Below are 25,543 nucleotides of genomic sequence, written 5' to 3' on the forward strand. Positions count from 1 at the left end.
CCCAAAATCATCATTTTTTCTCCGGAAACGGTCCAAGCGGCTAGATAAATTTACGGCCAAAATCTAATCGTTATGACTCCTTTCAAAAGAATTCAACTCGTGGCCATCGCCACCCTGTTCGCCCTTGCTGCCTGTAAAAAAGACACGATGATGACTCCTACGGACCAGGTGCTCACGCCCGTAGGATATATGGACCGGTCCAAAGTCCACTTCATCGGCGACGGTTTTTCCCTCAGCGTCTCCCACGGCCGTCTGCAAAAGGTCGACCGGGAGGGACGGATGGTGGAAGACTTCGGGGAAGTAAAACCGCTGGAAGACCGTTACAACCCCGGTAAATCCGCTCTGGTACCCGCGGCTTCCGGTTGGATCGCGTATTCGTATTGGTCGAACCCAAACACGTCGAAGCCGATCACGTATTTCACGACCAACTGGACTGTGCCCTCCGCGCCGACCCGCCAGGGCAGCCAAACCATTTTCCTGTTCAACGGTATGCAGGACGGGTTAACCTCCACCTCCTACATTATCCAGCCGGTTTTGCAATGGGGACCGTCTGCCGCCGGCGGAGGGAAATACTGGGCCATCACCAACTGGTATGTGTCCAGCAGCCAGGCGTTTTATGGCTCACTGGCCACGGTTAGCGCGGGCACCTCGCTCCAGGGTATCATGGAAGAAACCGCCGCTTCCGGGGGGAATTACAGCTATTATTGCTACTTCACGGGCTATCCCTCCTCCACGGCCCTCCAGGTGAACAACGTGCCCGAAGCCTTTTGGGCCGCGGAAACCCTCGAATCCTACGGCGTAACAACCCCCAGTACCATGTACCCGCCCAACAGCGACGTGGCCATGAGCTCGATCCAGATCCTCCAGGGTAGCACCAATGCATCCCTGAGCTGGAGCACCGCCCAGGCCGTGTCCGGTTCCGCGCAAAAGGCGGTCGTGGTATCCAACGCTTCCCCGGGCGGACAGGTTGATATCTACTTCCGGTAAAGAAGCGCTTTCTCCAGGATGTGCAAGGCTGTCTCCAGCTCTTCGCGGGTAATGACGAGGGGCGGGGACAGCTGCAGCACATTCCCCTGAGATACCTTGAAGCTAAGCCCTGCTTCCAGGCAGGCATACATGACTTGTTCGGCTTCGGCGACCGCCTTGACCCGGGTATCCCGGTTGCGGACGAGCTCTATGCCCCAAAGAAGCCCCAGGCCCCTGACATCCCCTATGAGCGGGCAGCGCTGCCGCAGGTCTTCCAAACGGGTGCGCATAAACGCTTCGTCCGAAGCGACTTTGTCCAATAACCGTTGCTCGTCAATAAAGTCGAGCATGGCCAGGGCGGCGGCGCAACCCAACGGGTTTTTCTCAAACGTGTAATGCCCGAGCGATACTTCGGGCGCGATATTGTAGGCATCCCGTGTAACCATGGCGGCCATCGGGATGATGCCCGCGCCCAACCCCTTCCCCAGGCAAACGATGTCGGGCGTAATGCCGTAGTGCTCGAAGGCAAACATGCGGCCGGTGCGACCAAAGGCGATGGGGATCTCGTCCAGGATGAGGAGTACACCGTGGCGCGTACAAATCTCACGCACCCTCTGCCAATAGGCGGCCGACGGGATCTGTACGTCCGTATTGCGGACGGTTTCGGCGATAAAGGCGCCGATGTCTCCTTCTTTTTCTATGACGTATTCCAGGTAATCGGCGTACGCCGGTTCGGAACCAAATACACCCCTGTAGGTTTCGGGGGGCGGGATGCGTTCCACCCCCGGCATCAGCGGGCCCATGCCCTTGCGGAATTCCCGTTCCCCACCCGCCGAGATGGCGTCCAGCGAGGCCCCGTGGAAAGAATCCCAGTAGGAAATGACCTTGTGCTTCCCCGTGACCAGCCGTGCGAGTTTGAGGGCCATACCAACGGCGCTGGTTCCGCCAGGTGCAAAAAGCACCCGGTTCAGGTCTTCGGGCATCAACCCTGCCAGCCGGGATGCGAGGGCCACGGCGGGTGCATTGGTATACCGGCGGGGGCTAAACGGAAGGACGTCCATCTGCGCCTTGACCCGGTCGATCACAAAAGCGTTCCGGTACCCGACCTGGTGGACGTTGTTGCCGTGGAAATCCATATATCGCCGGCCCTGGAGATCGGTGAGGTAAATACCCTCACAGGCCTCCAGCACGTCCAGGCAAGGGGTTGACATCGACTGGTGCAGGAAAAAACGCTCGTCCTCCTCCAGGTAACGCGCGGTCTCGCCATTCCTGATCAGGGCATACCATCCCTGGCGGGCGGGGGAAAAATTGACATCCCCTTCGGTTCTGTGGAAAGATTCGATCATAAGAGGGCAAGGTAGGGGAATGGAGGTACATTTGTGGCGCTATGAAAGTTACCTTTACGCAAATTGACACCGCCTGTGTGCGGATCGACCTGGGCGGATTCGTCATCCTGACCGACCCGGCTTTTGACAAGGCAGGTGGCACCTACCAGTCCGGTTCAGGCAGGATCCTGCACAAGACCGGGAGCCCCGCGTTGGACCCCGCTACAATAGGCCGCGTGGACCTCGTGCTGTTGAGCCACGACCAGCACAAAGACAACCTTGACGATGCGGGCCGGGCGTTTATCAGGACGGTACCGCTGGTAATCTCCACGCCGGAGGCAAAAGAGCGTCTTGGCCAGGACAACGTCGCCGGTCTCACCGAATGGAACAGCCTCACTACCGGGAATGTAAAGGTAACCGCCACCCCGGCCCGGCACGGATCGACCGAGGCCTTGCACCAAATGGCCGGTCACGTCATCGGTTTTGTGATCGAATGGGAAGGGCAGGTTAATGGCGTCTTGTATATATCGGGGGACACCGTTCTTTTTGACGGGGTACTCGAAGTGGGCCGCAGGTTCCGGGTCGATACGGCCCTGTTGCACGTCGGCCGCGCAGGTTTCCCCAAGGAGATCGGGAACGAACACCTTACTTTTACTACAGAAGAAGCCATACAGGCCGCCAGGGCCTTGAAGGTAAATAAAGTGATCCCGACGCACATGCAGGGCTGGGAGCACTTTCAGGAAAGCGCCGAATTCACCCATGAGCACATCGCAATGTCCGACCTGGGACCGCGGTTGGTTTGGCTGACACCTGGGCGGCCGGTGGCTGTTGAGATATGACGAGGGGCGGTGCTTCAAAAAGGGCTATATTGCCCTGACTAAAAACCCGCAGCATGCGCCGGATCGCCGCCCTGGTCTTCGTCCTCCCGCTGTTCGTACAGGCGCAGGACAAAAAGGAATACACCGACCTCAAAGACGCCCTTTTTACCGCATACCGTTTCGGGGAATCCCCCGGCCCCAGCCAGGTTACCTGGATAGAAGGAGGGAACCGGCTTTCCTATAAAACGGAAAGCGAAGGCATCCTTACGCTTGACCCCGCTACTGGGGAAGAACATCCCGTGCTGAAGGGCAAAAACCTGCGGTTTCCGGGGTCCGGAAAAGTTTTTTCCTATGAATCCTTTCAATGGGCTGCGGATGGGAAGCACCTTGTGTTTACGTCCAATCCGCGTCAGATCTTTCGCCGGTCGACGGTGTCGGACTTTTATGTGTACGACCTTGGCGCGGGAGAGCTGCGGCTCGCCGCCAAAGACGCCCGTAGCGCGGGTCTGTCTCCGGACGGATCGATGGTGGGGATCGTACGGGAAGGAAATATGTATGTGGACGACCTGGGCGCAGGCAAGGAAGCACAGCTGACCCACGACGACGGCGTGGGCGAATTCAACGGCTTTTATGACTGGGTGTACGAAGAAGAGTTTGGCAAAGCCCAGGCCTGGAACTGGTCCCCGGACAGCCGCTATATCGCCTACTGGCACTTCGACGAGCGCAAGGTCCCCGTTTTCCAGATGACCAATTTCGAAGGAACCCACCCGGAGTATGAGCAAATACCCATACCCGACCCGGGGGACCCCAACCCCTCGGTCCGGATAGGGGTGGTGGACGTGCATACCCATAAAAACGTCTGGCTGGAACCTGAAGAAAAGGGAGACTTTTATATACCGCGGATGTATTGGACCAGCGACCCTGACGTCGTGGCGCTGGTAACGCTGAACCGGGCGCAGAACCACCTGAAGCTGTACTTTTTTAACGTCCGGACCGGTGCAAGGCGCGTCGTCCTGGAAGAAAAAAACCAGACCTGGATTTCCATTTTCAATTTTTATACGGGCGTAGACGATATGTTCTACTTCCCCGAAAAAACAAAGGAATTCTTTTGGGTGTCCGACCGTTCCGGCTACAGCCACATTTATCGTTACGGTTATGACGGCAAGACATTGGGGACGGTGACCAGCGGGAACTGGGACGTGCTCAAGGTTACGGGGATAGACCCTGCCACGGAAACCCTGTATTACCTGTCCGGGGAGGCCGGCCCCCTCGAACAGCAGTTGTACCGCATCCATTTTGACGGGACAGGGAAACAGCGGTTGTCGCAGGAAGCAGGCTATCACGACATCGACATGGGCCCCAATGCCCGTTTTTACCTGGATACGTATTCAAACTCCGGTACACCTACACAGGTGGCACTCCGGGACCGGGACGGGAAAACCCTGAAGATCCTGGCCGATGGAAGCGCGGGGGCTGCTTTCCTGGAGCAATATGCTTACGCGCCTACGGAATATTTCAAGGTGACGGCGACGGACGGGACAACCCTGGACGCTTCGATGATCAAACCCTTTCACTTCGACTCCTCCAAACGATACCCCGTTGTCTTCGACGTCTACGGAGGACCCGAATCGCACAACGTGTACAACCGTTTTGCGATCGACGGATGGAGACAATGGCTTGCCCAGAATGGGTACATCGTGGTGGACGTCAACAACCGGGGCTCCGCGGGGTATGGGAGCGCCTTTCTAAAGATCGTCTACAAACAACTGGGCCGCTGGGAAAGCAACGACTTTGCCGAAACCGCGCGCTTCCTAAGCAACCTCCCCTTCGTGGACAGCACCCGTATGGCCATCATGGGGACCAGTTATGGCGGGTATAGTACCGTTTACACCCTGCTGACGCACCCGGGGGTCTTCAAGGCCGGTATCGCCAATTCCCCGGTGACCGACTGGAGGCTGTATGACGACATTTATACCGAACGTTACATGGGTTTGCCCGCCGGCAATGAGGACGGCTACCGCAAGAGCGCCTGCGAAACGTATGCGGCCAACCTGCAGGGACACCTCCTGCTGATCCATTCCATGAGCGACGACAATGTGCACCCCGCGCATACGATGCAGCTCCTGACGGCACTGACCAACGCGGGTAGGGACGCCGACCTGAGGATCTATCCGCCCGGTGGTCACGGGGCGGTCTACAACCTGGAAAGCTATTTGCTGATCGCCGGGGTAGGCTATCATTACCTGGAACAATACCTCAAATGAAAGAATACTGGCTTTCCGGCCCCGTAGAGGGCGTGCCCGCGCTGCTGCAACTAAGTGCGCTGAAAGAAGAGGGGCTAAAGGAAGAATCGTTAGAAACCCTACTCGATCGTCTCGACCGCCAGGTCGAAAAATCGCTTGCCCAGTTGGCGGGCACCGACCCTGCCACCTTCACCGACTTCCGGGGCGTAGGTCGCGCACAACTACCGTCTACGGTGATGGGGCTTTTGTTCCACGCCGCGGAGCATACCATGCGCCACACGGGCCAGTTGCTGGTCACGGTGCGCTGGGTTACGACAACGTTTGCGTGAAAAAAAAAGGGCGGCTCGCGGGCATCCCCTATTTTTAGCGACTAAATGAAGCTGAACCAATTATTCGACCTCACCGGTAAGATTGCGCTGGTGACCGGTTGCAACAAGGGGATAGGGCGTGCCATTACGCTGGGGCTGGCCGAAGCCGGTGCCGACATCGTCGGCGTGGCGGGCTCCCTGGAGCGCCAGGGAAGCGAGATCCAGAAGGAAGTGACGGCGTTGGGGCGCGTTTTTACACCCTACAAGGCCGACCTTTCCGATAGGGAATCGCTCTACGCCTTTATCCGGGAAGTACTGGACCACCATCCCCGCATCGATATCCTCTTCAACAACGCAGGCACCATCCTCCGCAAACCCGCCGCGGAGCATCCGGACGAATACTGGGACCGGGTCATGTCCCTGAACCTGGACGCCCCTTTTATCCTGGCCCGTGAGTTCGGGCGGCACATGCTGGAAAAAGGTGGGGGCAAGATCGTCTTTACGTGTTCCCTGCTGAGTTTCCAGGGGGGCATCAACGTGCCAGGTTATGCGGCCAGCAAGGGTGCACTGGCCAGCCTGGTCAAGGCCCTCGCCAATGAATGGGCTTCCCAAAACGTGAACGTGAACGGCATCGTCCCGGGTTATATCGCCACCGACAATACCGAAGCCCTGCGGGGCGACCCCGACCGCAGCCGGGCCATCCTCTCCCGGATTCCCGCGGGACGCTGGGGACAGCCCGAAGACTTCAAGGGCGCGGCCGTGTACCTCGCCTCCGCGGCCTCAGATTATGTACAAGGAACCTTGCTGACCGTCGACGGCGGTTGGATGGGCCGATAAAAAAAAACAATGCAGATACGTTTTCAAAACAGCCCTAAAGAAACCGCGGGCATGGGTACCCGGGACCTGCGCGACAACTTTTTGATCGAAGACCTGATGAAGCCGGGGCAACTGACGTGGGTGTATTCGCACTACGACCGCGTCATCGTCGGCGGCACCATACCCGGTAAAACACCGGTCGCTCTCGACAACCCCTCCGAACTGAAGGCGGACTTTTTCCTCCAGCGCCGGGAAATCGGTATCATCAATGTAGGCGGGAAGGGCTCAGTACACGCTGACGGCACCCGCTTCGAGGCGGACCGTATGGATTGTGTATACTTAGGTAAGGGGACTAAAGAAGTGTCCTTTGCCAGCGACGATCCCACCCAACCGGCCGTATTCTATCTTTTGTCTTCTCCCGCCCACCAAACCTATCCGAACACCCGTTACACCAAAGAGCAGGCATCGCCGGTTGAAACGGGTGACGCATTGACCTCTAATAAAAGAGTCATCTACAAATACATCCACGACAAGGGCATTTCCTCCAGCCAACTGGTCATGGGGCTGACCATCCTACAGCCCGGCAGTGTCTGGAACACGATGCCCGCGCACACCCACACCCGGCGGATGGAAGCCTATTTCTATTTCGACATCCCCGAGGGGCACCGTGTATTTCACTTCATGGGCGAACCCGCCGAGACCCGTCATCTTCTGGTGGCCAACCACCAGGCCGTTCTTTCGCCGCCCTGGTCCATTCACTCCGGCGCAGGCACGGCCAACTATGCATTTATCTGGGGCATGGCCGGGGAAAATTACACCTATACGGACATGGACGCCGTACCGATTGCCGGGTTGAAGTGATTTATCGTTAAATTGTGCGCACGATGCCCAAGACAGCCATAGGAAAATACAGGTGGACGATTGTCACGCTTCTCTTCTTTGCCACGACGGTGAACTACATGGACCGGCAGGTGATCGGTCTTCTCAAGGACAGACTGGCCAATATGCTCCAATGGTCCGAACAGGACTATAGCCATATCGTTATGGCCTTTACCGCCTCTTACGCCCTGGGGTTACTGGTGTTTGGAATCATCATCGACCGCATCGGTTCCAGGCTGGGGTATACATGGTCGATCATCATCTGGAGCCTGTCCGCCATGGCCCACGCATTTATGAGAACCACGCTGGGTTTTGGGATCGCCCGTTCCGCCCTTGGGCTGGGTGAGTCCGGCAACTTTCCCGCGGCCATCAAAAGCGTGGCGGAGTGGTTCCCCAAACGGGAACGGGCCCTGGCGACCGGGATCTTTAACAGCGGCTCCAACGTCGCGGCTATCCTGGGGCCCGCCCTGATCGCCCTCCTGCTCAGCGTCGGCGGCGCAGTCTGGGGTGTTCGTTCGGCCTTTCTCGTCACGGGCGCCCTGGGTTTTTTGTGGCTGGCGTTCTGGCTGACTTTCTACGATACACCCCAGCGTTTACTGGGCAAACGGGTACAACAACCGGAATACGACCATATTCTTTCCGATGATGAGGACGAGCTCCCGGCCGCGCAACAGACACGGATCAGTTGGGTAACCCTCCTCGGCGTCAAACAAACCTGGGCCTTTTTTGTCGGCAAGTTGCTCACGGACCCCGTATGGTGGTTCTACCTTTTCTGGGTGCCCAGCTACATCAACGCCACCTATCACCTCGACATCACCAAGTCCTGGGTCTATGTATCCGTGATCTATACAGTCGCCAGTTTCGGGAGCATCCTGGGCGGTTATTTGTCGGGCTGGCTCATCCATCACAAGGGCTTTCCCGACTACAAAGCCCGGAAACTCGCTATGTTCATCTTTGCGTGTTGCGTTTTCCCGATCATCCTGATCCGGTTCACCGACCATGTATGGGTCGCCGTGGGCCTCATCAGCCTCGCCGCCGCTGCCCACCAGGCCTGGAGCGCCAACATCTTTACGACGGCTTCCGATATGTTCCCGAAACGCGCAGTCTCCTCCGTCGTGGGTATCGGCGGCATGGCCGGGTCCCTGGGGGGCGTTGTTTTCCCCCTCATCACGGGAATTGTCCTTGATCATTTCAAGGCGCTTGGCCACCTGGGTGTGGGCTACAACATCATCTTTGCGATTTGCGCCGTAGCCTACCTGCTGGCGTGGATCCTGATGCACTTCCTTTGCCCGAAGATGGTCCGGATCAGTATTAAGGCCTAAGCTCCACCACCACAATCGACGCGGGCGGCAGCGTGACCGACAAACTGTCCCCGGAAAGCGGCTCGGCAGTAGAAGCCAGCGGCCTTATTTTATTCGGTTCGTCAAGGGTGTTGATGTCCGTAAAGTGGGCGGACGTCAACACCTCTTGGGACATGGACCGGACATGCAGCGCCTGGATGTTTGCGGAAACGGTCACCTCCTTGTTGGGATCCAGGTTCACCAATGAAATGTGTACCCGGCCTTGTTGGTCCCTGGAGGCCGAGGCGTTTACGGCAGGGATGCTTTGCCCGTTATAGGTATAGTCCGGGCTGTTCAGGGAAATGGGTATCCACCGTGCGTCCTGGTGCACCTTATACAGCTCGAAGACATAGTAGGTCGGCGTGAGTACCATGCGGGCGCCCTTGGTCAGGATCAACGCCTGGAGGACGTTAATCGCCTGGGCGAGGTTGGCCATGCGTACGCGGTCGCAGTGGTTGTTAAAGATGTTTAGCGTGGTGGCGGCGATCAGGGCGTCCCTCAGGCTGTTTTGCTGGTAAAGAAACGCGGGATTGGTGCCGGGTTCGGCGTCCGTCCAGATCCCCCATTCGTCGACGGCGAGGGCCACGCGTTTGGCCGGGTCGTATTTGTCCATGATGGCGCTGTGTTTGCGGACCAGGGTGTCCATAAACATACACTTGCGCATGCCGGTAAAGTATTCGTCTTCCCCGAAGCGGGTGGCGGAACCTTTGTGGTCCCAGTCCCCCACGACGGTATAATAGTGCATCGAAAGCGCGTACATATCCCAGGCGGGAATGCGTTGCATACACACCTCCGTCCAATGGTAGTCGTCGGAGTTGGGACCGGAAGCGATCTTCTTCAGGTGGGTGCCGGGGTAGTCCTTGCAGAATTCGCCGTAGCGTTTGAATTGATCGGTATAGAACTCGGGGGTCATGCTTCCGCCGCAACCCCAGCTTTCATTGCCTACACCCCATAGCGACACCTTGTAAGGTGCGGGATGCCCGTTCGCGGCGCGCTGCGCGGACAAAGTGCTTTTACCGCCATAGTTGAGGTATTCGAGCCAGTTTTCCATTTCCTGGGGCGTACCCGACCCAACGTTCCCCGCGATATAGGGTTCGCAGCCGATCAGCCCGCAAAGCTCCAGGAACTCGTGGGTACCGAAGCTGTTGTCGTCCGGGATCATCCCCCAGGTGGTATTCACCCGGGTGGGGCGCTGGGCGCGGGGACCGATCCCGTCGCTCCAGTGGTATTGGTCCGCAAAACAACCGCCCGGCCAGCGCAGGTCTGGCACCTTGATGCGCTTTAGCGCTTCCACCACGTCCAGGCGGATCCGGTCTTTCCGGGGCACCTTCATAGAGTCGTCCACCCAAAAGCCGTCATAGATGCAACGGCCGAGGTCTTCGGCGAAGTGGCCGTAAATAAAGCGGCTGATGGTTTGGGTGGAAGTATCGGTAACGGTCAGGGTAGCCTGGCCAAAGGCCGTGGTGGCGCCAAAGGCCAACAAGCAGACAGCAATCGTGCGGAGCGTAGACGTCATAATCGGCGAATATTAAGTGTAATATTAACAATTATTCGCAAAATAGCCACAAATTTTCGCACGGCCGCGCCACCCGCGTCAGCGCGCGCGCTGACTCGACGCCCTTATCCGCAACTCCACATCCAGCACCCTTCGCTCAAATTCCGTGACCGGCCGCTTGGCCTCGATCAGCTGCACCAGCAGCTCCATCGATTGCTTCCCCATATCAAAGGCCGGTTGCATGATGGCGCTGAAAGGCGGGTCGAATATGTGGGCGGAAACGGAGTTGGTAAAGCCCACGATGGCCATTTCCCCGGGGATGGCCACCTGCATTTCTTTCAGCAGGCTAAAGGTGGTCGTGCTGAGCCGGTCGGAGGCGGTGAGGATGGCCTCGGGTCGTGGATCGAGGGCCAGCAGCCCGCGGATGGCCTGTTCGGTTTCGGCCTGGATCATGCCCCCGTGCGGACAAAACCGGACGTATTCATCCCGGAGGGGAATGCCGCTGTCGGCCAGCGCCTGGCGGTAGCCTTCCAGGCGTTCCAGTGTAATGGACAACTGGTTGGCGCTGGTGATCTGGGCGATCCGGGTATAACCCTGGGCGACCAGGTGGAGGGTGGCGTCGTAGGCGCCCTTGAAATTCCCGGAAATAACAGTATGCGTCTTGATCTCCGGGGTCACCCGGTCGAAAAAGACAATGGGCAGACCCTGGTCGTGCAACTGTTTGAAGTGGCCGATGTCCTCAGTCTCCGCCGAGAGCGAGACGATCAACCCGTCTATGGACCTGGAGGAGAGGTGGCGGACGTTTGCCACCTCCCGCTCAAAGGATTCGTGTGTTTGCGTGATGATGACATTGTACCCGCGGCTGCCCGCCACGACTTCCATGCCGTTGATGGCCTGGGAGAAAAAATGGTTGTCGATGTTACACACCACCACACCGATCGATTTGCTCAGGCCTTTTTTCAGGCTTTGGGCAATGGGGTTGGGTTTGTAGTTATGGTCCCGGGCGTATGCCTTGACCATGTCCTTGGTATCCTCACTGATTTCGTAGCTGTCCCGGAGCGCTTTGGATACCGTGGATATCGAGAGGTTCAGGGCTTTGGCGATGTCCTTTATCGTGATGGCTTCATACCGCATCGGACGATAAAGGTAGGGGGATGTTTTGGAAGTGCAGCTTCAGGCACCTGAGGAATTCCCGGATAGCGGGGGTGTCCTTGCAAGTGGCGGCGCACCAGGTACGGTTCGCCACTTCCGCGGGCAGGGGAAGGGCCACGATATCCCGGTTCTCCAGGTAGGGCTGGACGATCCAGTCCGCCAGCGTGCTGATGCCTAAGTTGGCATCCACCATTTCGATGATGGCGTCGGTATAGTGGATGCGGTGCACATGGTGCGGTGTTACGTGGTGCGCCTTCATCAGGTTCTCGATGACCGGTATGTTCCCGGAAGCGGGGTCGTTGAACGGGAGAAAAAGCTCCTGGCCTTCGAAGTCCTCCGTGCAGAAGTGGGATTTGCCCGCTAGCGGATGGTTTTTGGAAAGGATGGCGAATACCTGGTCTTCGAAGATGGGTTCGTAGTTGATCCGCGGGTTGTCCAGCTTATTGCGGACGATGGCGATATCCACGTCACCGCGGAGCAGGTATTCGAGCGGCACATAAGTGGCGGCGGAGACGACATGTATATTGACGCTTGGCGAAATACGCTTATATTGTTTGATGATGCCGGGCAACCAATGATAGGCGGTATAGCACTGCGTGGTGACGCGCAGGGTGCCGCTGACACCGTCCCTGATGTGCCGCATATCCGCTTCCAAAGAAATGAGTTCCGCTAATACGCGTTCGGCGGCGTGTAAAAAACGGGTACCCTCGGGGGTGAGTTCGAGGCGCTTTCCGTTGCGAAAAAAAACAGACAAACCCAGTTCGTGTTCCAGCTCCTTTAGTTGGTGACTCAGAGCCGATTGTGTAAGGTGTAGGGTGTCCGCGGCGCGGGTCAGGGTGCCCTCCTTTACGATGGCATCGACCAGACGAAAATGGTGCAGACCGATGTTCATGTATGAATAAAATTAATCGAAGACACAAAGTTAATTCATTTCCCTCATAGTGCTAGCCGTTGTACCTTTGCACCCTCACTACTTTGCGACGCTAGCTTGCCGGGATCTCGTAGGACTTAATCCTTTTAGCATAATGTTAAAACTTCCAATCGTCTTTCTTTTTGTTGTAGGGGCAACTTGTAGCGTCTTTCCTGGCACCGCCCAGGTGCTTACGCTCAAACAGGCGGTACAAACGGCCCTGGCCAACTACCCGACGTTAAAGGCCAAAGCGCACTATGTGCAGTCTTCCAGGGCCTTAGTCAAGGAAGCGGGTAGGGAATACCTCCCCGACCTGACGGTATCCGCCCAGCAGGATTATGGGACCGTTAACGGCCAGAACGGACCCCTGTACAGCTTTACCGGGCTGACGGCCGCTTCCTCCGGGCCTGTTTTCCCCGACCAAAACAATGCCGCGGCCTTTGGCGCGCTATACCTGGCGAATGTCAACTGGAACTTCTTTGCGTTTGGCCGGTATAAGGAAAAAGTAGCGGTTGCCCGCCGTGTCCTGGAAGAGGACACCAGCGACCTATACCAGGAACGTTTCCAGGAGGAAATCGAGGTGGCCGGTGCGTACCTGAACCTCCTGGCCGCCCAACAGCTGATCCATACCCAGGAAAGCAACCTGGAGCGTGCCCAGGCCGTGCAAAGGGTGGTGCTGGCCCGGGTAAAGGGGCAGCTCAACCCGGGGGTGGATTCTTCTCAGGCCAACGCGGAGGTTTCGGCGGCGCGGATCGAACTGACCAACGCCGTCGACGCCGAACAGCAACGGGCCAACGAGCTCGCCCAGTTGATGGGCGTACCCGCGGGAGAATTTGTCCTGGACACCTTGTTCCTGTCCCAGGTCCCCTCGACGATGATCACGCCCTCCACCGTCAACCCCCAGGACCACCCCTTGCTCAAATTCTATAAGAGCCGGATCGCGGTGAGCGATGAAGAGACCAAATACCTGAAGACCTATAACTACCCCACTTTTTCGTTATTCGGTCTGACACAGGGCAGGGGCTCCGGGTTCGACTATAACTACAGCGCGGCTAACCCTGACGCCTACACACATTCCTACGGACAGGGCGTGGGTGTGCAACGGATCAACTACCTGGTCGGGATCGGGGTGACCTGGAACCTGACCAACCCTTTGCGCATCCACGAACAGGTAGCGGCGCAGCGGTTTACCTCCCTGGGGCTGGGGGACGAGTACGAGCTGATCAACCAAAGGCTCGCCGCCCAGCGCGTGCTGGCGGAGACCCGGATCACCAACGCCCTGAGCAACTACCGGGAAGCACCCGTGCAGGTCAAGGCCGCCCAGGACGCCTTCAACCAGAAAAATGTGTTGTACAACCACGGGCTGGCCAACATCCTCGACCTTACCCAGACGCAGTATGTGCTGAACCGTGCGGAAATCGACCGGGACATCGCGTATAACAACGTCTGGCAGGCCCTTTTGCTCAAGGCCGCGGCCACCGGGGACTGGGATTTGTTCATCACTGCATTTTAAAAACCGCGAAAGGTCATGGGAATCATAAAATTTGCGCTTAGAAAACCGATTTCGATACTGGTACTGGTAGCAGGGTTGTTTTTCTTTGGAATCAAGGCGGTCAACTCGATCAAGATCGACATCTTCCCCCAGCTCGACCTGCCGGTCATTTACCTGTCGCACCCTTACGGTGGGTATACCCCGGCCCAGATGGAGGCTTACTTCGGAAAGCAATACGTCAACCTGCTGTTGTACGTCTCCGGTGTGAAAAGCATCGAGACAAAGAATATCCAGGGGCTTACCCTGATCAAGCTGACCTTTTATCCCGGTACGAACATGGCCCAGGCGGCCGCGGAAGTCACCGCTTACGCGGGCCGCGCCCAGGCGATCTTTCCACCGGGTTCCCAGCCCCCCTTTATCCTCCGGTTCGACGCATCGACCCTGCCCGTGGGAGAACTTGTCCTCAGCAGCCCGATCCGGTCGAACAACGAGCTCATGGACATGGCCAACGTGTATGTCCGCGCCCAGTTCACCAGCGTTCCCGGGCTGGTATCCCCCGCGCCTTTCGGGGGGAACGTCCGGACGATCGTCATCAAGGTGGATCCCGAGCTGCTGAGGATACATAACCTGACGGCCGACCAGGTGGTCGCCGCCCTTGACCGGAACAACCAAAACACCCCGGCGGGCAACGTCCGGATCGGGGACATCAACTACCTTACGCCCAGTAATGCCACAGAGCCCACCGTCAAGGACTTCGAGAATATTCCCCTGTACGTGGGACAAGGGGTGCAGAACCTTTATCTGAAGGACGTGGCAAAGGTGGAGGACGGTGCGGACATTACGTCCAGCTATGCGCTGGTCAACGGGAAGCGCTCCGTCTACCTGCCGATCACCAAGTCCGCCGCCGCCTCCACCTGGGAGGTGGTTCAAAACCTCAAAAAGGCCATCCCCCGTTTTCAAAACAACCTTCCCCCCGACGTAAAGCTGTCCTATGAGTTCGACCAGAGCGTCTATGTCATCAATGCGGTCAAAAGCCTGATGAGCGAAGGGGCGATCGGGGCCATCCTGACCGGTTTGATGGTGCTTCTTTTCCTCGGGGACGTCCGGGGTGCCTTGATCGTCATCCTGACCATCCCCACCTGTATCATTTCGGGTGTACTTTTCCTCAACTTATTTGGACAGACGATCAACATCATGACGCTGAGCGGTCTGTCCCTGGCCATCGGTATCCTCGTGGATGAATCGACGGTGACGATCGAGAACATCCACCAACACCTGGACATGGGCAAACCCAAGTCGCTGGCGATCTGGGATGCCTGTAAGGAAATTGCTTTTCCAAAACTCCTCATCCTGTTTTGTATCCTGTCGGTTTTTGCCCCCGCGTTTACCATGGGCGGTATCCCGGGATCGCTTTTTATGCCGCTTTCGCTGGCCATTGCTTTTTCCATGATTACCTCCTACCTCATGGCCCAGACCTTTGTACCGGTCATGGGGAACTGGTTGATGAAGGGACACAACAAAGGCAAACAATCCGACGAAGAGGAGTTCAAGGCGCTGCATGCCGAGGGGCGGGACAAAGGCTGGGCGGACAAAACCGCCGTGGTGGCCGAGCACCGCACTAAAAGCGGGAAGGTGCCCCTTTTCGATCGCTTCCGGGCGCGCTACCTGCGTTTCCTGGACCGGTTTTTCCCGCACCGGGCCATCATCACCATCGTGTATGTGGTGCTCACGCTGCTGGTGTCCGGTTTTCTGCTGAGCCGGATCGGCCGGGACGTTTTGCCCCGGACCAACGGGAGCCAGTTCCAAGTGCGTCTGCGCAACCCGGACGGTACCCGTTTGGAGCGGACGGAAATGACGATGATCCGGACCCTCCACATCCTGGACAGCCTGGTGGGACATGACAACGTGGAGATCACCTCCGCGTTTGTGGGAAACCACCCCTCCACCTTCTCCACGGACCCCATCTACCTCTTTATGAGCGGGCCCCAGGACGGAGTGCTCCAGGTCGCCCTGAAGGAAGGCTATAAGGTCAACCTGGAAGACCTGAAGGAGCGCTTCCGCAGAGCGATGTCCGAAACCCAACCCGAGGTCAGGGTTTCCTTTGAACCCATCGAGCTCACCGACAAGATCCTTTCGCAGGGATCGCCCACACCTGTGGAAATCATGATCTCCGGCAAAAACCACGAATTAAACGAGACCGAGGCCTTCAAGATTGTGGACAAGCTCAAAGGGATCCCTTATATGCGTGACGTGCAAATCGGCCAGTCCATCCGCTACCCGGCGATCAACATCAACATCGACCGTGTCCGGGCTGCCCAGATGGGGGTCGATGTCAACGGCATCGGCCGGGCCATGGTTCCCGCGACAAGCTCTTCCCGGTTCACCGACAAAAACGTTTGGATGGATCCGAAAGTGGGTCTCGGTTACCTCGTCCAGGTCGAAGTACCGGAGAACCAGATGACGAGCATCGACGACATCAAAGAGATCCCGCTACAGTCGAACCAGCCGCGCCCTGTATTGGGGGACGTCGCGACGATCACCAAGGGCACCCTTTATGGGGAGGCCGACGACATCGGCGCCATTTCGGAACTATCGGTGACGGCCAACCTTCATAATACGGACCAGGGTACCGCCACCAGGGACGTCAACAAGGCGCTCCAGGAGCTTGGTCCCACGCCCCGCGGCATTTCCCTGGAGGTGCGTGGTCTCAGCCCGACCCTGACGGATACCCTGGACAGTTTACAGACAGGACTGATCGTCGCCATCGTCGTCATCTTCCTGATGCTGGCGGCCAACTTCCAGTCCTTCCAGGTCTCCATGGTCGTGCTGTTTACGGTGCCCGCGGTCATATTGGGATCCCTGCTGCTGCTCATGGCGATGGGAGAAACCCTCAACCTCCAGAGCTATATGGGGATCATCATGTCGGTGGGCGTATCGATCTCCAACTCCGTCCTCCTGATCACCAACGCAGAAACCCTGCGAATGAAGAATGGGGACGCGGTAGCTTCCGCCAAAGAAGCGGCCGGTCTTCGTATCCGGCCCATCATCATGACCGCCGTTGCGATGGTGGTCGGGATGGTCCCCATGGCCTCCGGTTTGAGCGAGGGCGGGGGACAGGTCGCTCCCCTGGGCCGCGCCGTCATCGGCGGGCTCGTAGCCTCTACTTTTGCCGCCCTTTTCATCCTGCCCCTCGTATTTTCGTGGGTACAGAACAAGACCTCCACGAAGTCGGTGTCCCTGGACCCCGAAGACAAAGAAAGTGAACACTTTATCCCTTCATTGTATGAACATGACGCTCATCAATAGCCGCCTGATTCTCGGCGCCCTGCTGGCTTCCGGTTTCCTCATGGACAGCTGCGGCAGTTCCTCCGCCAAACCCGACAACGACACGACCGCTGCTGCGCCCGTGGTCACGAATACGTTCGCGTTGCAAAAGGGAAAGCTTTCCACCGATTTCAACGTTCCCGGTGAGCTGATCGCCTATCAACAGGTAGACCTCTATGCAAAGGTCAACAGCTTTGTCAAAAAGCTGTATGTCGATATTGGCTCCGAAGTGACCACCGGGCAGATCCTGGCCACCATGGAGGCCCCGGAGATTACCTCGCAGATCGACGCCGCCTCCGCCCGCGTCAAGGCGCAGGAATCCATATTTATCGCCAGCAAGGCCAACTACGACCGCATGTACGAGACCAGCCTGACCCCGGGCACGATCTCCCAGAACGACCTGGACCAGGCGGCCGCCCGCAAGAATTCGGACTCCGCCCAGCTCGAAGCGGCGCGCTCCAACCTGAAGGAAGCGGTGGATACCCGGGACTACCTCGTGCTCAAGGCGCCGTTCAGCGGCGTCATCAGCGCGCGTAACATCAACCCGGGGGCTTATGTCGGTCCTTCGGGCAAGGGCCAGGACCTGCCGATGTTCACCCTCCAGCAACAAAGCCTGCTGCGTCTGGTCGTCTCCGTGCCGGAGCTCTACACCGGCTATCTTAGCGACAAGGACATTGTCAAATTCACGGTCAAGGCCCTGCCCAACCAGCCCTTTACCGCCCGCGTCCGCCGGCTTGCCGGGGCCATCGACAACCGTCTCCGCTCTGAACGCATAGAAATGGACGTCGAAAACCCCCGGAATCAACTGCTGCCCGGTATGGTCGCCGAGGTCAGCGTCCCCCTGCCCTCCAATGACAGCACCTTCCTGGTACCGCGCACGGCCGTCGTCAATTCGACTGAGAAGATTTTTGTCATCCGGGCCAACAACGGCAAGGCCGAATGGATTACCGTAAAGACCGGCCGGGAAGCCAGCGGGCGGATCGAGGTGTATGGAGACCTAAAGGAAGGAGATACACTGGTAACGGCGGCTTCGGAAGAGATCCGGGACGGATCCGCGCTGTCGAATACGAAAATAACGCCGGCCTCCAAATAATCATTATCTTGGGCGTACAAAAACAAAGAACCGCTTATGTATTGTTCCAACTGCGGCGCCCAGATCGACGATAACGCAGTCGTTTGCGTCAAATGCGGCGTTCTCACAGGCAATGTACCCGTATCCAAAGTCGCCGACCCAGACCTCGTCGGCTATGACTGGCTTACCGCGCTTCTCCTCTGCTGGTTCCTCGGCTGGTTAGGCGTACACAGCTTTTACACCAAAAAGACCGGCATCGGCATCGCCCAACTCCTCACCCTCGGCGGGTGTGGTATCTGGCAGCTTGTAGACCTTATTATGATCATCGTTGGCAGCTACCGGGATGGCCTGGGCAGACCGTTGGTCAGGAAGTAAACGCACCGTCTGGGCGCTTGCGCTCCTGGCGGCACCCGTCCTGGTCTTTTGCGTGGACTATCACGCAGGAGACCGGGACCTTTCATTTTGTTTGTTCAAGCTGATGACCGGGCATCCTTGTTATGGATGCGGGACGCTCCGCGGGTTGTCCGCGGTGTTGCACCTGGACCCCATGGCGGCGTGGCGGCTCAATAAGCTCAACGCCTTGCGGATCCCGTTGCTCGGGGCGCTGTACGTGCAGGCCCTCCTAAAACTCGTCTCCCGCCGCAAAATCGTTGGCGCGGTACATCCACTGCCCGCTCGTGAAATCGGGGAAATCCACCGTCTGGAATCCTAGCTCGATGGACGACTCGCTCAAAGGGGTGATGACGCTCCAGGTGGCGGCGTCGTAGACATCCATCGGCGTGGCGACACCTCTCTTGATCGCTTCCACGAAGCCATGGAGTACAAAAAAGTCCATGCCTCCATGCCCGGCGCCCTCGGTATCCTTGCTCCAGCGTTGCCAAAGCGGGTGGTCGTATTTCTTCAGCCAGTCCGTGGCCACGTCCCACTCGTCCTCGTGTGCGCTTTTACCTTGTACATAGACGCTATTCGCCACGTCCATCCAAAGCCCCTCGGTGCCTTGTACCCGGAAGCCCAGGGAATAGGGGCGCGGGTTATTGGTATCGTGCTGGAGAAGCATCGTTTCTCCGTTGGCACAGTGGAGCTGTGTGGTCACGATGTCGCCCAACCGGAAACGCACCTTGGCGTTGGGATGGTTTTCTCCGCCGTTTGCCACGATATAATTGTGCAGCCCCCGGGTCTTGGTGGCAAAACTGGACAGCGACAAAAAGCGGTTCCCCCGGTTGATCCCCGTCATCATAGCCAGCGGACCGACGCCGTGTGTAGGATAAAGGTCGCCGTTCCGGTGTACCGAGTGGTTGGTCCGCCAGCGGGCTTCGGAGAAGGCCTTGGGGCCAAACTCCACGCCGTGGTTGTAGGGGGGCTGGCCGTCGTTGAACTTCACGCCCCTCAGGTCGTGCTGGTAGCCTCCCTGGAGGTGCAACAGCTCTCCAAAAACACCCTGTCGAACCATATTCAGCACTGCCATCACATCCCGGCGATAACAGACGTTTTCCAGCATCATCACGTGCGCCTTCCGGCTTTCCGCGGCCTTGACCACGTCCCAATGGTCCTGGAGGGTGATCCCCAGGATGACTTCCGTCGCCACGTATTTGATCCCCGCCGCAAGTGCGTCGAGCACCATGGGCGCGTGCCATTCCCAGGGCGTGGCGATGATGACCCCGTCCAACCCCTGGAGGGCAAGCAGGTCACGGTAGGCATAGTCACTCCCGGTAAATACCTTTGGCGCGGGTTTGCCGGATTTGGCAATGATGTTGTGCGCCCTTTGGAGCATCTGGTCATCCACATCGCAGATGGCGACGACTTCCACGTCCGGGCGGCGGAGTGCCAGCGCAAGGTGGCTTTCCCCACGGAAACCCACGCCAATAATGCCAAGGCGCACCGCTTTGGCGTCCAGGTTCAAACCCGGTATCAGGGATCCGGCCAATACATTGGATCCCGCAAATAGCCCGGCAGACGCCAGGGATACGTTTTTGACGAAGTCTCTTCTGGTATGCATGGCGTGAATATCGGGATCTTTTCCAACTAAAAATGCATCAATCGATTGCGCAATTTTTCCCGCGCCAGTCGTTACTTTTGTAAGATTATGTCCTCCACTATTCTGATCATCGACGACGAGGAGAAGCTGCGCCAGCTCCTGGCTCGTATCCTCCAACTCGAAGGCTATCAGCTCCTGCAGGCGGGCAACCTCCGCCAGGGTTTGCAATCGCTGCAACAACAGGAAATCGACGTTGTCATCTGTGATGTAAAGCTCCCCGACGGCAGCGGGGTGGAGGCGGTCCAGCAGATCCGGGAAAAGTCGCCGCTGACGGAGATCATCCTGCTCACTGCTTATGGGAATATACCCGACAGTGTAAAGGCCATCAAAAACGGCGCCTTTGACTATATCACTAAAGGCGACGACAACGACAAGATCATCCCGCTCGTGGCCCGGGCGGAAGAACGCGTCCAGATGCAGCGACGCATCACCCAGCTTGAAGCCCGGGTGGGCAAACAATACGCCTGGGACAGCATCATCGGCAAGTCAGCCTCCCTCCGCCAGGCCATTGCACTGGCACGAAAAGTAGCGGATACACCGACGACCGTTTTGCTGACAGGAGAGACGGGTACCGGAAAAGAAGTATTTGCGCAAGCCATCCACCAGGAAAGCAGCCGTAAAAACAAACCTTTTGTCGCCATCAATTGCAGCGCCTTTTCCAAAGAGCTGCTCGAAAGCGAGATCTTCGGCCACAAGGCCGGGGCGTTCACCGGGGCAACGAAGGACAAAAAGGGACTTATCGAAGAAGCCCAGGGGGGCACGCTTTTTCTTGACGAGATCGGTGAAATGCCGATGGAGCTCCAGGCCAAACTCCTCCGCGTCCTGGAAAGCAAGGAGTTTATAAAGGTAGGGGACACCAAGACCTTACGGGTGGATGTCCGGATCATCGCGGCGACCAACCGCGACCTCGCCGAAGAAGTCAAGACGGGTCACTTCCGGGAAGACCTGCTCTACCGGCTCAACGTGTTTACCATCGAACTGCCTCCGCTGCGGTCCAGAAAGGACGACATACCGGCCCTGGCCAACCATTACCTGGAGGTTTTTTCCAGTAAAACCAACCGGAAGGGGCTTACCCTCGATCCGCAAGCGCTGAGCCTCCTGGAGGCCCATGAATGGAAGGGCAACATCCGGGAGCTCAAAAACGTCCTGGAAAGGGCCGTTATCCTGGCGGAGGGCGGTGTGCTTTCCCCCGAAGACCTCCCCCTCGACATCCAGATGTCCGTTCCCCACAGCGCGCCCCACGTCCTGAGTGCCTTTGACCTGGCGAGCGTAGAAAAATTACACATCCAGCGCGTCCTAAACCATACCAAATGGAACAAGGCGGAAGCAGCGCGCCTGCTCAATATCGGGCTGACGACCCTCTACCGGAAGATCGACGAGTATAAGCTGGACGAAGGGCGGTAAAAACAGGGACATGCAACTCAAAACCAAACTCACCGCGGGCCTGATTTTCCTCTTCCTGGTCATCCTTGCCCTGGGTGCAGTGGGTATTTATTCCGTTCACCGGCTCGCTGCCGATTCGGAGGCGGTCCTGCGGGACAACCAGAATTCGGTGCTTTACTGCGGGACCATGCTGGAAAGCCTGGACACGCGCGATTCTGGCTTCGCCGCTTTTGAACGCGCCCTTGTCCTCCAGGAGCACAACGTTACCGAACCAGGAGAGGGCGCCCTTACTTCAGCCCTGAGGGCCGCTTTCGACAGCCTGAAACAGCACCCCGCCGACAGCACCCTTTACCCCCGTGTCCGGCAACTTCTTTATGGCATTTCCGAAGTCAACGAACGGCCGATCCAGCGCAAAAGCCAGGTGGCGACCAATACGGCCCACCGGGCCATTCTCTGGATGAGCCTGATCGTTGCGGCCCTGACCCTGGTCGCCCTGCTCTTTATCCTGAACTTCCCCGAGGCGGTGTCCCGCCCCATCCAGGAGCAAAACGAGGCCAAAACCAATTTTATCGCCACGATTTCCCACGAGCTCAAAACCCCCTTGTCCTCCATAAAAATGGCCGGGCGCCTCCTGGAAGACGAACGGGTCGGTGCCCTGAACGCGGAGCAGAAGGAATTGGTCGGCCAGGTCACCGACGACGCCAACCGTCTCCTGCGCATCACGGGTGAACTGCTCCACCTCACCCAGGCGGAGACGGGTCGTATCCAGCTCCAGATCAACCTCGTGGCGCCCTCGCTGATCGTAGAAACGGCCACCCGAGCGGTGTCCTTCCAGGCCCACCAGAAAAGCATCCAGATCGTCACGGATGTCCAGGACGAAGACTATCTGGTCTATGCAGATGCGGAAAAGTCGTCCTGGGTCCTGATCAACTACCTCACCAACGCCATCCGCTATTCCCGGGAGGATGGGCTCGTCACGGTGACCGTACAGGCACACGACCAAGGGACCGTGGGTTTTGTCGTCCGTGACCAGGGCCCCGGTATAGATGCAAAGTACCTGCCGAAACTCTTCGACCGGTACTTTCGCGTTCCCGGCAACCGGGATCAGACCGGCAGCGGTCTGGGGCTGGCTATTTCCAAGGAATTTATCGAAGCCCAGGGGGGCACCGTCGGGGTGTGGAGCGAGCCGGGGTATGGGTCCGCGTTTAGCTTCGAGCTGCCCGGGGCGAAGACCTGAGTTACAACCCCGCGCTGTCGCGGAATTCCGCCCTGTGCGCACCGATCATTTTCCCATCCGCTGTAAAGGTCAGCAGGTAATCTGTTGTAAAGACGTCGTGGTGATCGGAATCATAGTAATTGCCATCATCCACCGCGATGACATACGTGCTTCCCTCGGGTGTAATAACCTCTTTGATCCCGTCGATGTTACAACCCTCATACCCGCTGTGCCGGAAACCCTGCCGGACGCCATCGGGAATCCGGTGGGTCGGCGCGTAGATCCGGACGGTTTTTTCCCATTTCCCATTGGTTTGGAAAACGGCGGTATACTTGACGTCATGGAGCTTGAAGCGGACGGCATAGTCATTGAGGCTCACCGGCATCCACTTTTTGACCAGGGCGTCGGGATAGCGTTTTTCAAAAGAGGAAGTCACGGCGGCAGGGACGGTGCCTGTCGGTTTATACGCCGCAAGGGTGGGGGACACGGCCCCTATCAGGAGTAGAAAAAATAGTGTTTTCATGATGCTGTTATTTGATTCAAAAGTAAACAGGGACGCGGCGTTCCGGAAAATCCGGGGCGTTGTTTAACAGGATTTACCGTCTGTGATTAAAAGGGGATTAAAATGCGCACCGCCCCCTGCCGGAAGCTATCTTTGTCTCATGGAAAGCGCCCGCATTCTCCTGGTGGAAGACGAAAGAAAGATCGCGGAATCCCTGCAACAGGGGCTGGGTGAACAACAGTTTTCGGTGGATATCGCCCGGGACGGCCTGGAGGGTAAAAAACGGTCCCAGGAGACCCCTTATGACCTGTACATCATCGACATCAACCTCCCCCTCCTCGACGGATACGAGCTTTGCCGGCTCGTCCGGGCTTCCGACGAGCACGCCAAAATCATCCTCCTGACCGCCCTGGGTACGACCGAACACAAGCTCAACGGCTTCCAGGCGGGTGCGGACGACTATATTGTCAAACCCTTCGACTTCAAGGAGCTGGTGGCGCGTGTCGGGGTCTTGCTCAGACGGTCTCCGGCGTTTGTCGCTGAAAAGCGGTATCTCCACGCGGCCAACCTGACCATGTACCTGGACACACAGGAAGTGACCCGGGACGGCCTGGCGATTGCGCTTACGGCCAAGGAATTCCAGTTGTTGGAATACCTCGTTCGGAATAAGAACAAGATCGTGTCCCGGGTGGACATTGCCCGGGATGTCTGGGACATCGACTGGGAAACAAGGACCAATGTGATCGATGTATACGTGAACTTTCTGCGTAAAAAGATCGACCGGGATTTCAACCCCAAATTGATCCATACCCTGGTGGGGAGAGGGTACATCCTCAAAGACCATCTGCTTTGACCATTAGGTATAAAATACAATTGTTGTTTGTATTGCTGGTGAGCGGGATCATCGCCCTGCTCGCCGCGTCGGTGTATTACCTTTTCGCCCTGGAGCGCCGGGAAGCCTTCCGGGCTCACCTGAAAAGCAGGGCCAACTATAGCGCGCAATTGTATGACCTCTTAGGGGACAGCGCTTATGCGCGACTGTCAGGTATGGATTCATCGCTGTCGGCGGGTTTTTTGCCGCGGCGCACGATTGCCCTGTTCCAGGCCGGGGAGCCACCGGTCTTTCAATTTCAGGGCAAGGACACCCAGCGTTTCGCCCTCGATCCGCAAACGCTCCAGGCGGTCGGACGGACAGGCGAAGCCTTTTTTACGCTGGACACGCGGGAGGCGATCGCTTTGAAGCGAAGGGCAGGGGGAAAGGAGGTCATCGTGGCGGTAGCGGCGCGCGATGTCGAAGGGCTGGCCCGCCTGGACGAGCTGCTCAAGATCCTCCTGGGGAGCCTTCCCGTGTCGGTGTTGCTGACCGCCATCGCGGGCAGCATTTTTGCAAGACGCCTGATCCGGCCCGTAACGACCATCATCCGGGAAGTCAACGACCTTTCCTCGGACAACCTGGCGCACCGTATCGACGCCGGGGACAATAAGGACGAGCTGAGCCAGCTGGCGGATACCTTCAACCGTCTCCTGGACCGTCTCCAGGAATCCTTTGATATGCAACGCCGGTTTATCGCCAATGCGTCCCACGAGCTGTCGACGCCGCTGACGTCCATCTCCAGCCAGCTCGAAGTAGCCTTGCAACGGGAGCGCGGCGGAGCGGAATACAAACAGGTCTTGTTGTCCGTCCACGAAGACGTCATCCAACTGCGCCGCCTGACGCGGAGCCTGCTGGAGCTGGCCAAGGCCGACACGAGTGGAGGCATGGAGCTGACGGGCGTCCGGGTGGACGAGGTTTTGCTAAAGGTTGCCTCCGACATGGGGCAACTCCGCCGGCAATATATTGTCGACCTTCATTTCGGCGAATTCCCCGAGGACGAACCCGATTGCCTGGTGTTCGGCAGCTATGAGCTCCTCTACAGTGCCTTTCGGAATGTCGTGGAGAACGGCTGTAAATACGCCGCGGACCATACTGTAGAAGTACACCTATACTATGCCCGGCAGGGGATCAGCGTTTGCGTCACCACCAACGGCAATCCCATCAACGAGGAAGACTACGACAAAATCTTTCAGCCCTTTTTCCGGGGGGGCACCGCCGGCGACTATAGCGGCTGGGGACTCGGGCTGACGCTCGCCCGGAGTATCATACGCCTGCACAAGGGCACGATCGAAGTGACCGGGGACCGGGACCTTCGGAGTACCACCTTTATCGTGACATTGCCTCCTTCTTCAGCGAAGGTTTGAGCACAAAAAAGCCGGCCCAGAAGAGCCGG

22 protein-coding genes are annotated in these 25,543 nt (G+C 57.9%); 16 read left to right on the plus strand and 6 right to left on the minus strand.

Annotated features, from left to right (window positions below; translation table 11 throughout):
• Positions 1-72 precede the first annotated feature (72 nt).
• Positions 73-987, plus strand: a complete 915-nt coding sequence (locus tag EDB95_RS21125) for a hypothetical protein (protein WP_133996868.1) — start codon at positions 73-75, stop codon at positions 985-987.
• On the opposite strand, the gene EDB95_RS21130 is transcribed toward EDB95_RS21125, so the two are convergent.
• The gene (locus EDB95_RS21130; RefSeq protein WP_133996870.1) at positions 975-2,312 is read right to left on the minus strand and encodes an aspartate aminotransferase family protein; all 1,338 of its coding nucleotides are present in this window, start codon (positions 2,310-2,312) and stop codon (positions 975-977) included. The genes EDB95_RS21125 and EDB95_RS21130 overlap by 13 nt on opposite strands.
• Positions 2,313-2,353: 41 nt before the next feature.
• On the opposite strand from EDB95_RS21130, the gene EDB95_RS21135 reads away from it, so the two are divergent.
• The 6 genes from EDB95_RS21135 to EDB95_RS21160 are packed head-to-tail and all read left to right on the plus strand — an operon-like array spanning position 2,354 to position 8,677.
• The gene (locus tag EDB95_RS21135; RefSeq protein ID WP_133996873.1) at positions 2,354-3,130 is read left to right on the plus strand and encodes an MBL fold metallo-hydrolase; all 777 of its coding nucleotides are present in this window, start codon (positions 2,354-2,356) and stop codon (positions 3,128-3,130) included.
• A 53-nt stretch (positions 3,131-3,183) separates the two neighbouring features.
• Positions 3,184-5,373, plus strand: coding sequence for a S9 family peptidase (locus tag EDB95_RS21140; RefSeq protein ID WP_133996876.1), 2,190 nt, complete (start codon positions 3,184-3,186; stop codon positions 5,371-5,373).
• On the plus strand, positions 5,370-5,681 hold the full coding sequence (locus EDB95_RS21145; protein ID WP_133996879.1) for a DinB family protein: 312 nt from the start codon (positions 5,370-5,372) through the stop codon (positions 5,679-5,681). The genes EDB95_RS21140 and EDB95_RS21145 overlap by 4 nt, the downstream gene beginning before the upstream one ends.
• Positions 5,682-5,726: 45 nt before the next feature.
• Positions 5,727-6,497, plus strand: a complete 771-nt coding sequence (locus tag EDB95_RS21150; RefSeq protein ID WP_133996882.1) for an SDR family oxidoreductase — start codon at positions 5,727-5,729, stop codon at positions 6,495-6,497.
• Positions 6,498-6,506: 9 nt separating this feature from the next.
• A complete protein-coding gene (gene kduI, locus EDB95_RS21155) occupies positions 6,507-7,337 on the plus strand; it encodes a 5-dehydro-4-deoxy-D-glucuronate isomerase (RefSeq protein WP_133996885.1) in 831 nt (276 codons plus the stop codon).
• A 23-nt stretch (positions 7,338-7,360) separates the two neighbouring features.
• The gene (locus tag EDB95_RS21160) at positions 7,361-8,677 is read left to right on the plus strand and encodes an MFS transporter (RefSeq protein ID WP_133996888.1); all 1,317 of its coding nucleotides are present in this window, start codon (positions 7,361-7,363) and stop codon (positions 8,675-8,677) included.
• Here the strand turns inward: EDB95_RS21160 and EDB95_RS21165 are convergent.
• From EDB95_RS21165 to EDB95_RS21175, 3 genes are all read right to left on the minus strand, one after another.
• The gene (locus EDB95_RS21165) at positions 8,667-10,211 is read right to left on the minus strand and encodes an alpha-N-arabinofuranosidase (protein ID WP_133996892.1); all 1,545 of its coding nucleotides are present in this window, start codon (positions 10,209-10,211) and stop codon (positions 8,667-8,669) included. The two genes, EDB95_RS21160 and EDB95_RS21165, sit on opposite strands and share 11 nt — an antisense overlap.
• 78 nt (positions 10,212-10,289) lie before the next feature.
• Entirely contained in the window at positions 10,290-11,324 is a 1,035-nt protein-coding gene (locus EDB95_RS21170; protein WP_133996895.1) for a LacI family DNA-binding transcriptional regulator, read from the minus strand.
• The gene (locus EDB95_RS21175) at positions 11,314-12,234 is read right to left on the minus strand and encodes a LysR family transcriptional regulator (RefSeq protein ID WP_133996897.1); all 921 of its coding nucleotides are present in this window, start codon (positions 12,232-12,234) and stop codon (positions 11,314-11,316) included. Before EDB95_RS21175 ends, EDB95_RS21170 begins: the two co-directional genes overlap by 11 nt.
• A gap of 133 nt (positions 12,235-12,367) precedes the next feature.
• Between EDB95_RS21175 and EDB95_RS21180 the strand changes: the two genes are divergently transcribed.
• Genes EDB95_RS21180 through EDB95_RS21200 form a run of 5 tightly spaced genes read left to right on the plus strand, consistent with a single transcriptional unit; the run spans position 12,368 to position 18,852 of the window.
• Positions 12,368-13,765, plus strand: coding sequence for a TolC family protein (locus EDB95_RS21180; protein WP_133996899.1), 1,398 nt, complete (start codon positions 12,368-12,370; stop codon positions 13,763-13,765).
• A gap of 15 nt (positions 13,766-13,780) precedes the next feature.
• On the plus strand, positions 13,781-17,050 hold the full coding sequence (locus EDB95_RS21185; RefSeq protein ID WP_133996902.1) for an efflux RND transporter permease subunit: 3,270 nt from the start codon (positions 13,781-13,783) through the stop codon (positions 17,048-17,050).
• Positions 17,028-18,161: an efflux RND transporter periplasmic adaptor subunit gene (locus EDB95_RS21190; RefSeq protein WP_133996905.1), complete on the plus strand. Its 1,134-nt coding sequence runs from the start codon at positions 17,028-17,030 to the stop codon at positions 18,159-18,161. The genes EDB95_RS21185 and EDB95_RS21190 overlap by 23 nt, the downstream gene beginning before the upstream one ends.
• Before the next feature lie 36 nt (positions 18,162-18,197).
• Positions 18,198-18,515, plus strand: a complete 318-nt coding sequence (locus EDB95_RS21195; RefSeq protein ID WP_133996908.1) for a zinc-ribbon domain and TM2 domain-containing protein — start codon at positions 18,198-18,200, stop codon at positions 18,513-18,515.
• Entirely contained in the window at positions 18,484-18,852 is a 369-nt protein-coding gene (locus EDB95_RS21200) for a DUF2752 domain-containing protein (RefSeq protein ID WP_133996910.1), read from the plus strand. Before EDB95_RS21195 ends, EDB95_RS21200 begins: the two co-directional genes overlap by 32 nt.
• Here the strand turns inward: EDB95_RS21200 and EDB95_RS21205 are convergent.
• Positions 18,763-20,136: a Gfo/Idh/MocA family protein gene (locus EDB95_RS21205; protein ID WP_133996913.1), complete on the minus strand. Its 1,374-nt coding sequence runs from the start codon at positions 20,134-20,136 to the stop codon at positions 18,763-18,765. The genes EDB95_RS21200 and EDB95_RS21205 overlap by 90 nt on opposite strands.
• A gap of 87 nt (positions 20,137-20,223) precedes the next feature.
• Here EDB95_RS21205 and EDB95_RS21210 point away from each other — a divergent pair, with 87 nt between their 5' ends.
• Complete coding sequence (locus EDB95_RS21210; protein ID WP_133996916.1) at positions 20,224-21,579, plus strand: sigma-54-dependent transcriptional regulator; 1,356 nt, start codon at positions 20,224-20,226, stop codon at positions 21,577-21,579.
• A gap of 10 nt (positions 21,580-21,589) precedes the next feature.
• The gene (locus EDB95_RS21215; protein WP_133996919.1) at positions 21,590-22,795 is read left to right on the plus strand and encodes a sensor histidine kinase; all 1,206 of its coding nucleotides are present in this window, start codon (positions 21,590-21,592) and stop codon (positions 22,793-22,795) included.
• Between the two features lies 1 nt (position 22,796).
• Here the strand turns inward: EDB95_RS21215 and EDB95_RS21220 are convergent, their stop codons facing one another.
• The gene (locus EDB95_RS21220; RefSeq protein ID WP_133996922.1) at positions 22,797-23,297 is read right to left on the minus strand and encodes a PepSY-like domain-containing protein; all 501 of its coding nucleotides are present in this window, start codon (positions 23,295-23,297) and stop codon (positions 22,797-22,799) included.
• 139 nt (positions 23,298-23,436) lie between these two features.
• Between EDB95_RS21220 and EDB95_RS21225 the strand changes: the two genes are divergently transcribed.
• Entirely contained in the window at positions 23,437-24,129 is a 693-nt protein-coding gene (locus tag EDB95_RS21225; RefSeq protein WP_133996925.1) for a response regulator transcription factor, read from the plus strand.
• Positions 24,130-24,152: 23 nt separating this feature from the next.
• Positions 24,153-25,514 carry a HAMP domain-containing sensor histidine kinase gene (locus EDB95_RS21230; RefSeq protein WP_133996928.1) on the plus strand — a complete coding sequence of 454 codons (1,362 nt, stop codon included), beginning with the start codon at positions 24,153-24,155 and terminating at the stop codon, positions 25,512-25,514.
• The last annotated feature ends 29 nt before the right edge of the window (positions 25,515-25,543 follow it).

The organism is Dinghuibacter silviterrae (assembly GCF_004366355.1).
In the GTDB taxonomy this organism is placed as follows: Bacteria; Bacteroidota; Bacteroidia; order Chitinophagales; family Chitinophagaceae; genus Dinghuibacter; species Dinghuibacter silviterrae.

Bases quoted from the DNA above. Each gene is read 5' to 3' on its own strand.
- EDB95_RS21125 (WP_133996868.1), top strand. From the start codon at position 73: ATGACTCCTTTCAAAAGAATTCAACTCGTGGCCATCGCCACCCTGTTC.
- EDB95_RS21130 (WP_133996870.1), bottom strand. From the start codon at position 2,312: ATGATCGAATCTTTCCACAGAACCGAAGGGGATGTCAATTTTTCCCCC.
- EDB95_RS21135 (WP_133996873.1), top strand. From the start codon at position 2,354: ATGAAAGTTACCTTTACGCAAATTGACACCGCCTGTGTGCGGATCGAC.
- EDB95_RS21140 (WP_133996876.1), top strand. From the start codon at position 3,184: ATGCGCCGGATCGCCGCCCTGGTCTTCGTCCTCCCGCTGTTCGTACAG.
- EDB95_RS21145 (WP_133996879.1), top strand. From the start codon at position 5,370: ATGAAAGAATACTGGCTTTCCGGCCCCGTAGAGGGCGTGCCCGCGCTG.
- EDB95_RS21150 (WP_133996882.1), top strand. From the start codon at position 5,727: ATGAAGCTGAACCAATTATTCGACCTCACCGGTAAGATTGCGCTGGTG.
- kduI (WP_133996885.1), top strand. From the start codon at position 6,507: ATGCAGATACGTTTTCAAAACAGCCCTAAAGAAACCGCGGGCATGGGT.
- EDB95_RS21160 (WP_133996888.1), top strand. From the start codon at position 7,361: ATGCCCAAGACAGCCATAGGAAAATACAGGTGGACGATTGTCACGCTT.
- EDB95_RS21165 (WP_133996892.1), bottom strand. From the start codon at position 10,211: ATGACGTCTACGCTCCGCACGATTGCTGTCTGCTTGTTGGCCTTTGGC.
- EDB95_RS21170 (WP_133996895.1), bottom strand. From the start codon at position 11,324: ATGCGGTATGAAGCCATCACGATAAAGGACATCGCCAAAGCCCTGAAC.
- EDB95_RS21175 (WP_133996897.1), bottom strand. From the start codon at position 12,234: ATGAACATCGGTCTGCACCATTTTCGTCTGGTCGATGCCATCGTAAAG.
- EDB95_RS21180 (WP_133996899.1), top strand. From the start codon at position 12,368: ATGTTAAAACTTCCAATCGTCTTTCTTTTTGTTGTAGGGGCAACTTGT.
- EDB95_RS21185 (WP_133996902.1), top strand. From the start codon at position 13,781: ATGGGAATCATAAAATTTGCGCTTAGAAAACCGATTTCGATACTGGTA.
- EDB95_RS21190 (WP_133996905.1), top strand. From the start codon at position 17,028: ATGAACATGACGCTCATCAATAGCCGCCTGATTCTCGGCGCCCTGCTG.
- EDB95_RS21195 (WP_133996908.1), top strand. From the start codon at position 18,198: ATGTATTGTTCCAACTGCGGCGCCCAGATCGACGATAACGCAGTCGTT.
- EDB95_RS21200 (WP_133996910.1), top strand. From the start codon at position 18,484: ATGGCCTGGGCAGACCGTTGGTCAGGAAGTAAACGCACCGTCTGGGCG.
- EDB95_RS21205 (WP_133996913.1), bottom strand. From the start codon at position 20,136: ATGCATACCAGAAGAGACTTCGTCAAAAACGTATCCCTGGCGTCTGCC.
- EDB95_RS21210 (WP_133996916.1), top strand. From the start codon at position 20,224: ATGTCCTCCACTATTCTGATCATCGACGACGAGGAGAAGCTGCGCCAG.
- EDB95_RS21215 (WP_133996919.1), top strand. From the start codon at position 21,590: ATGCAACTCAAAACCAAACTCACCGCGGGCCTGATTTTCCTCTTCCTG.
- EDB95_RS21220 (WP_133996922.1), bottom strand. From the start codon at position 23,297: ATGAAAACACTATTTTTTCTACTCCTGATAGGGGCCGTGTCCCCCACC.
- EDB95_RS21225 (WP_133996925.1), top strand. From the start codon at position 23,437: ATGGAAAGCGCCCGCATTCTCCTGGTGGAAGACGAAAGAAAGATCGCG.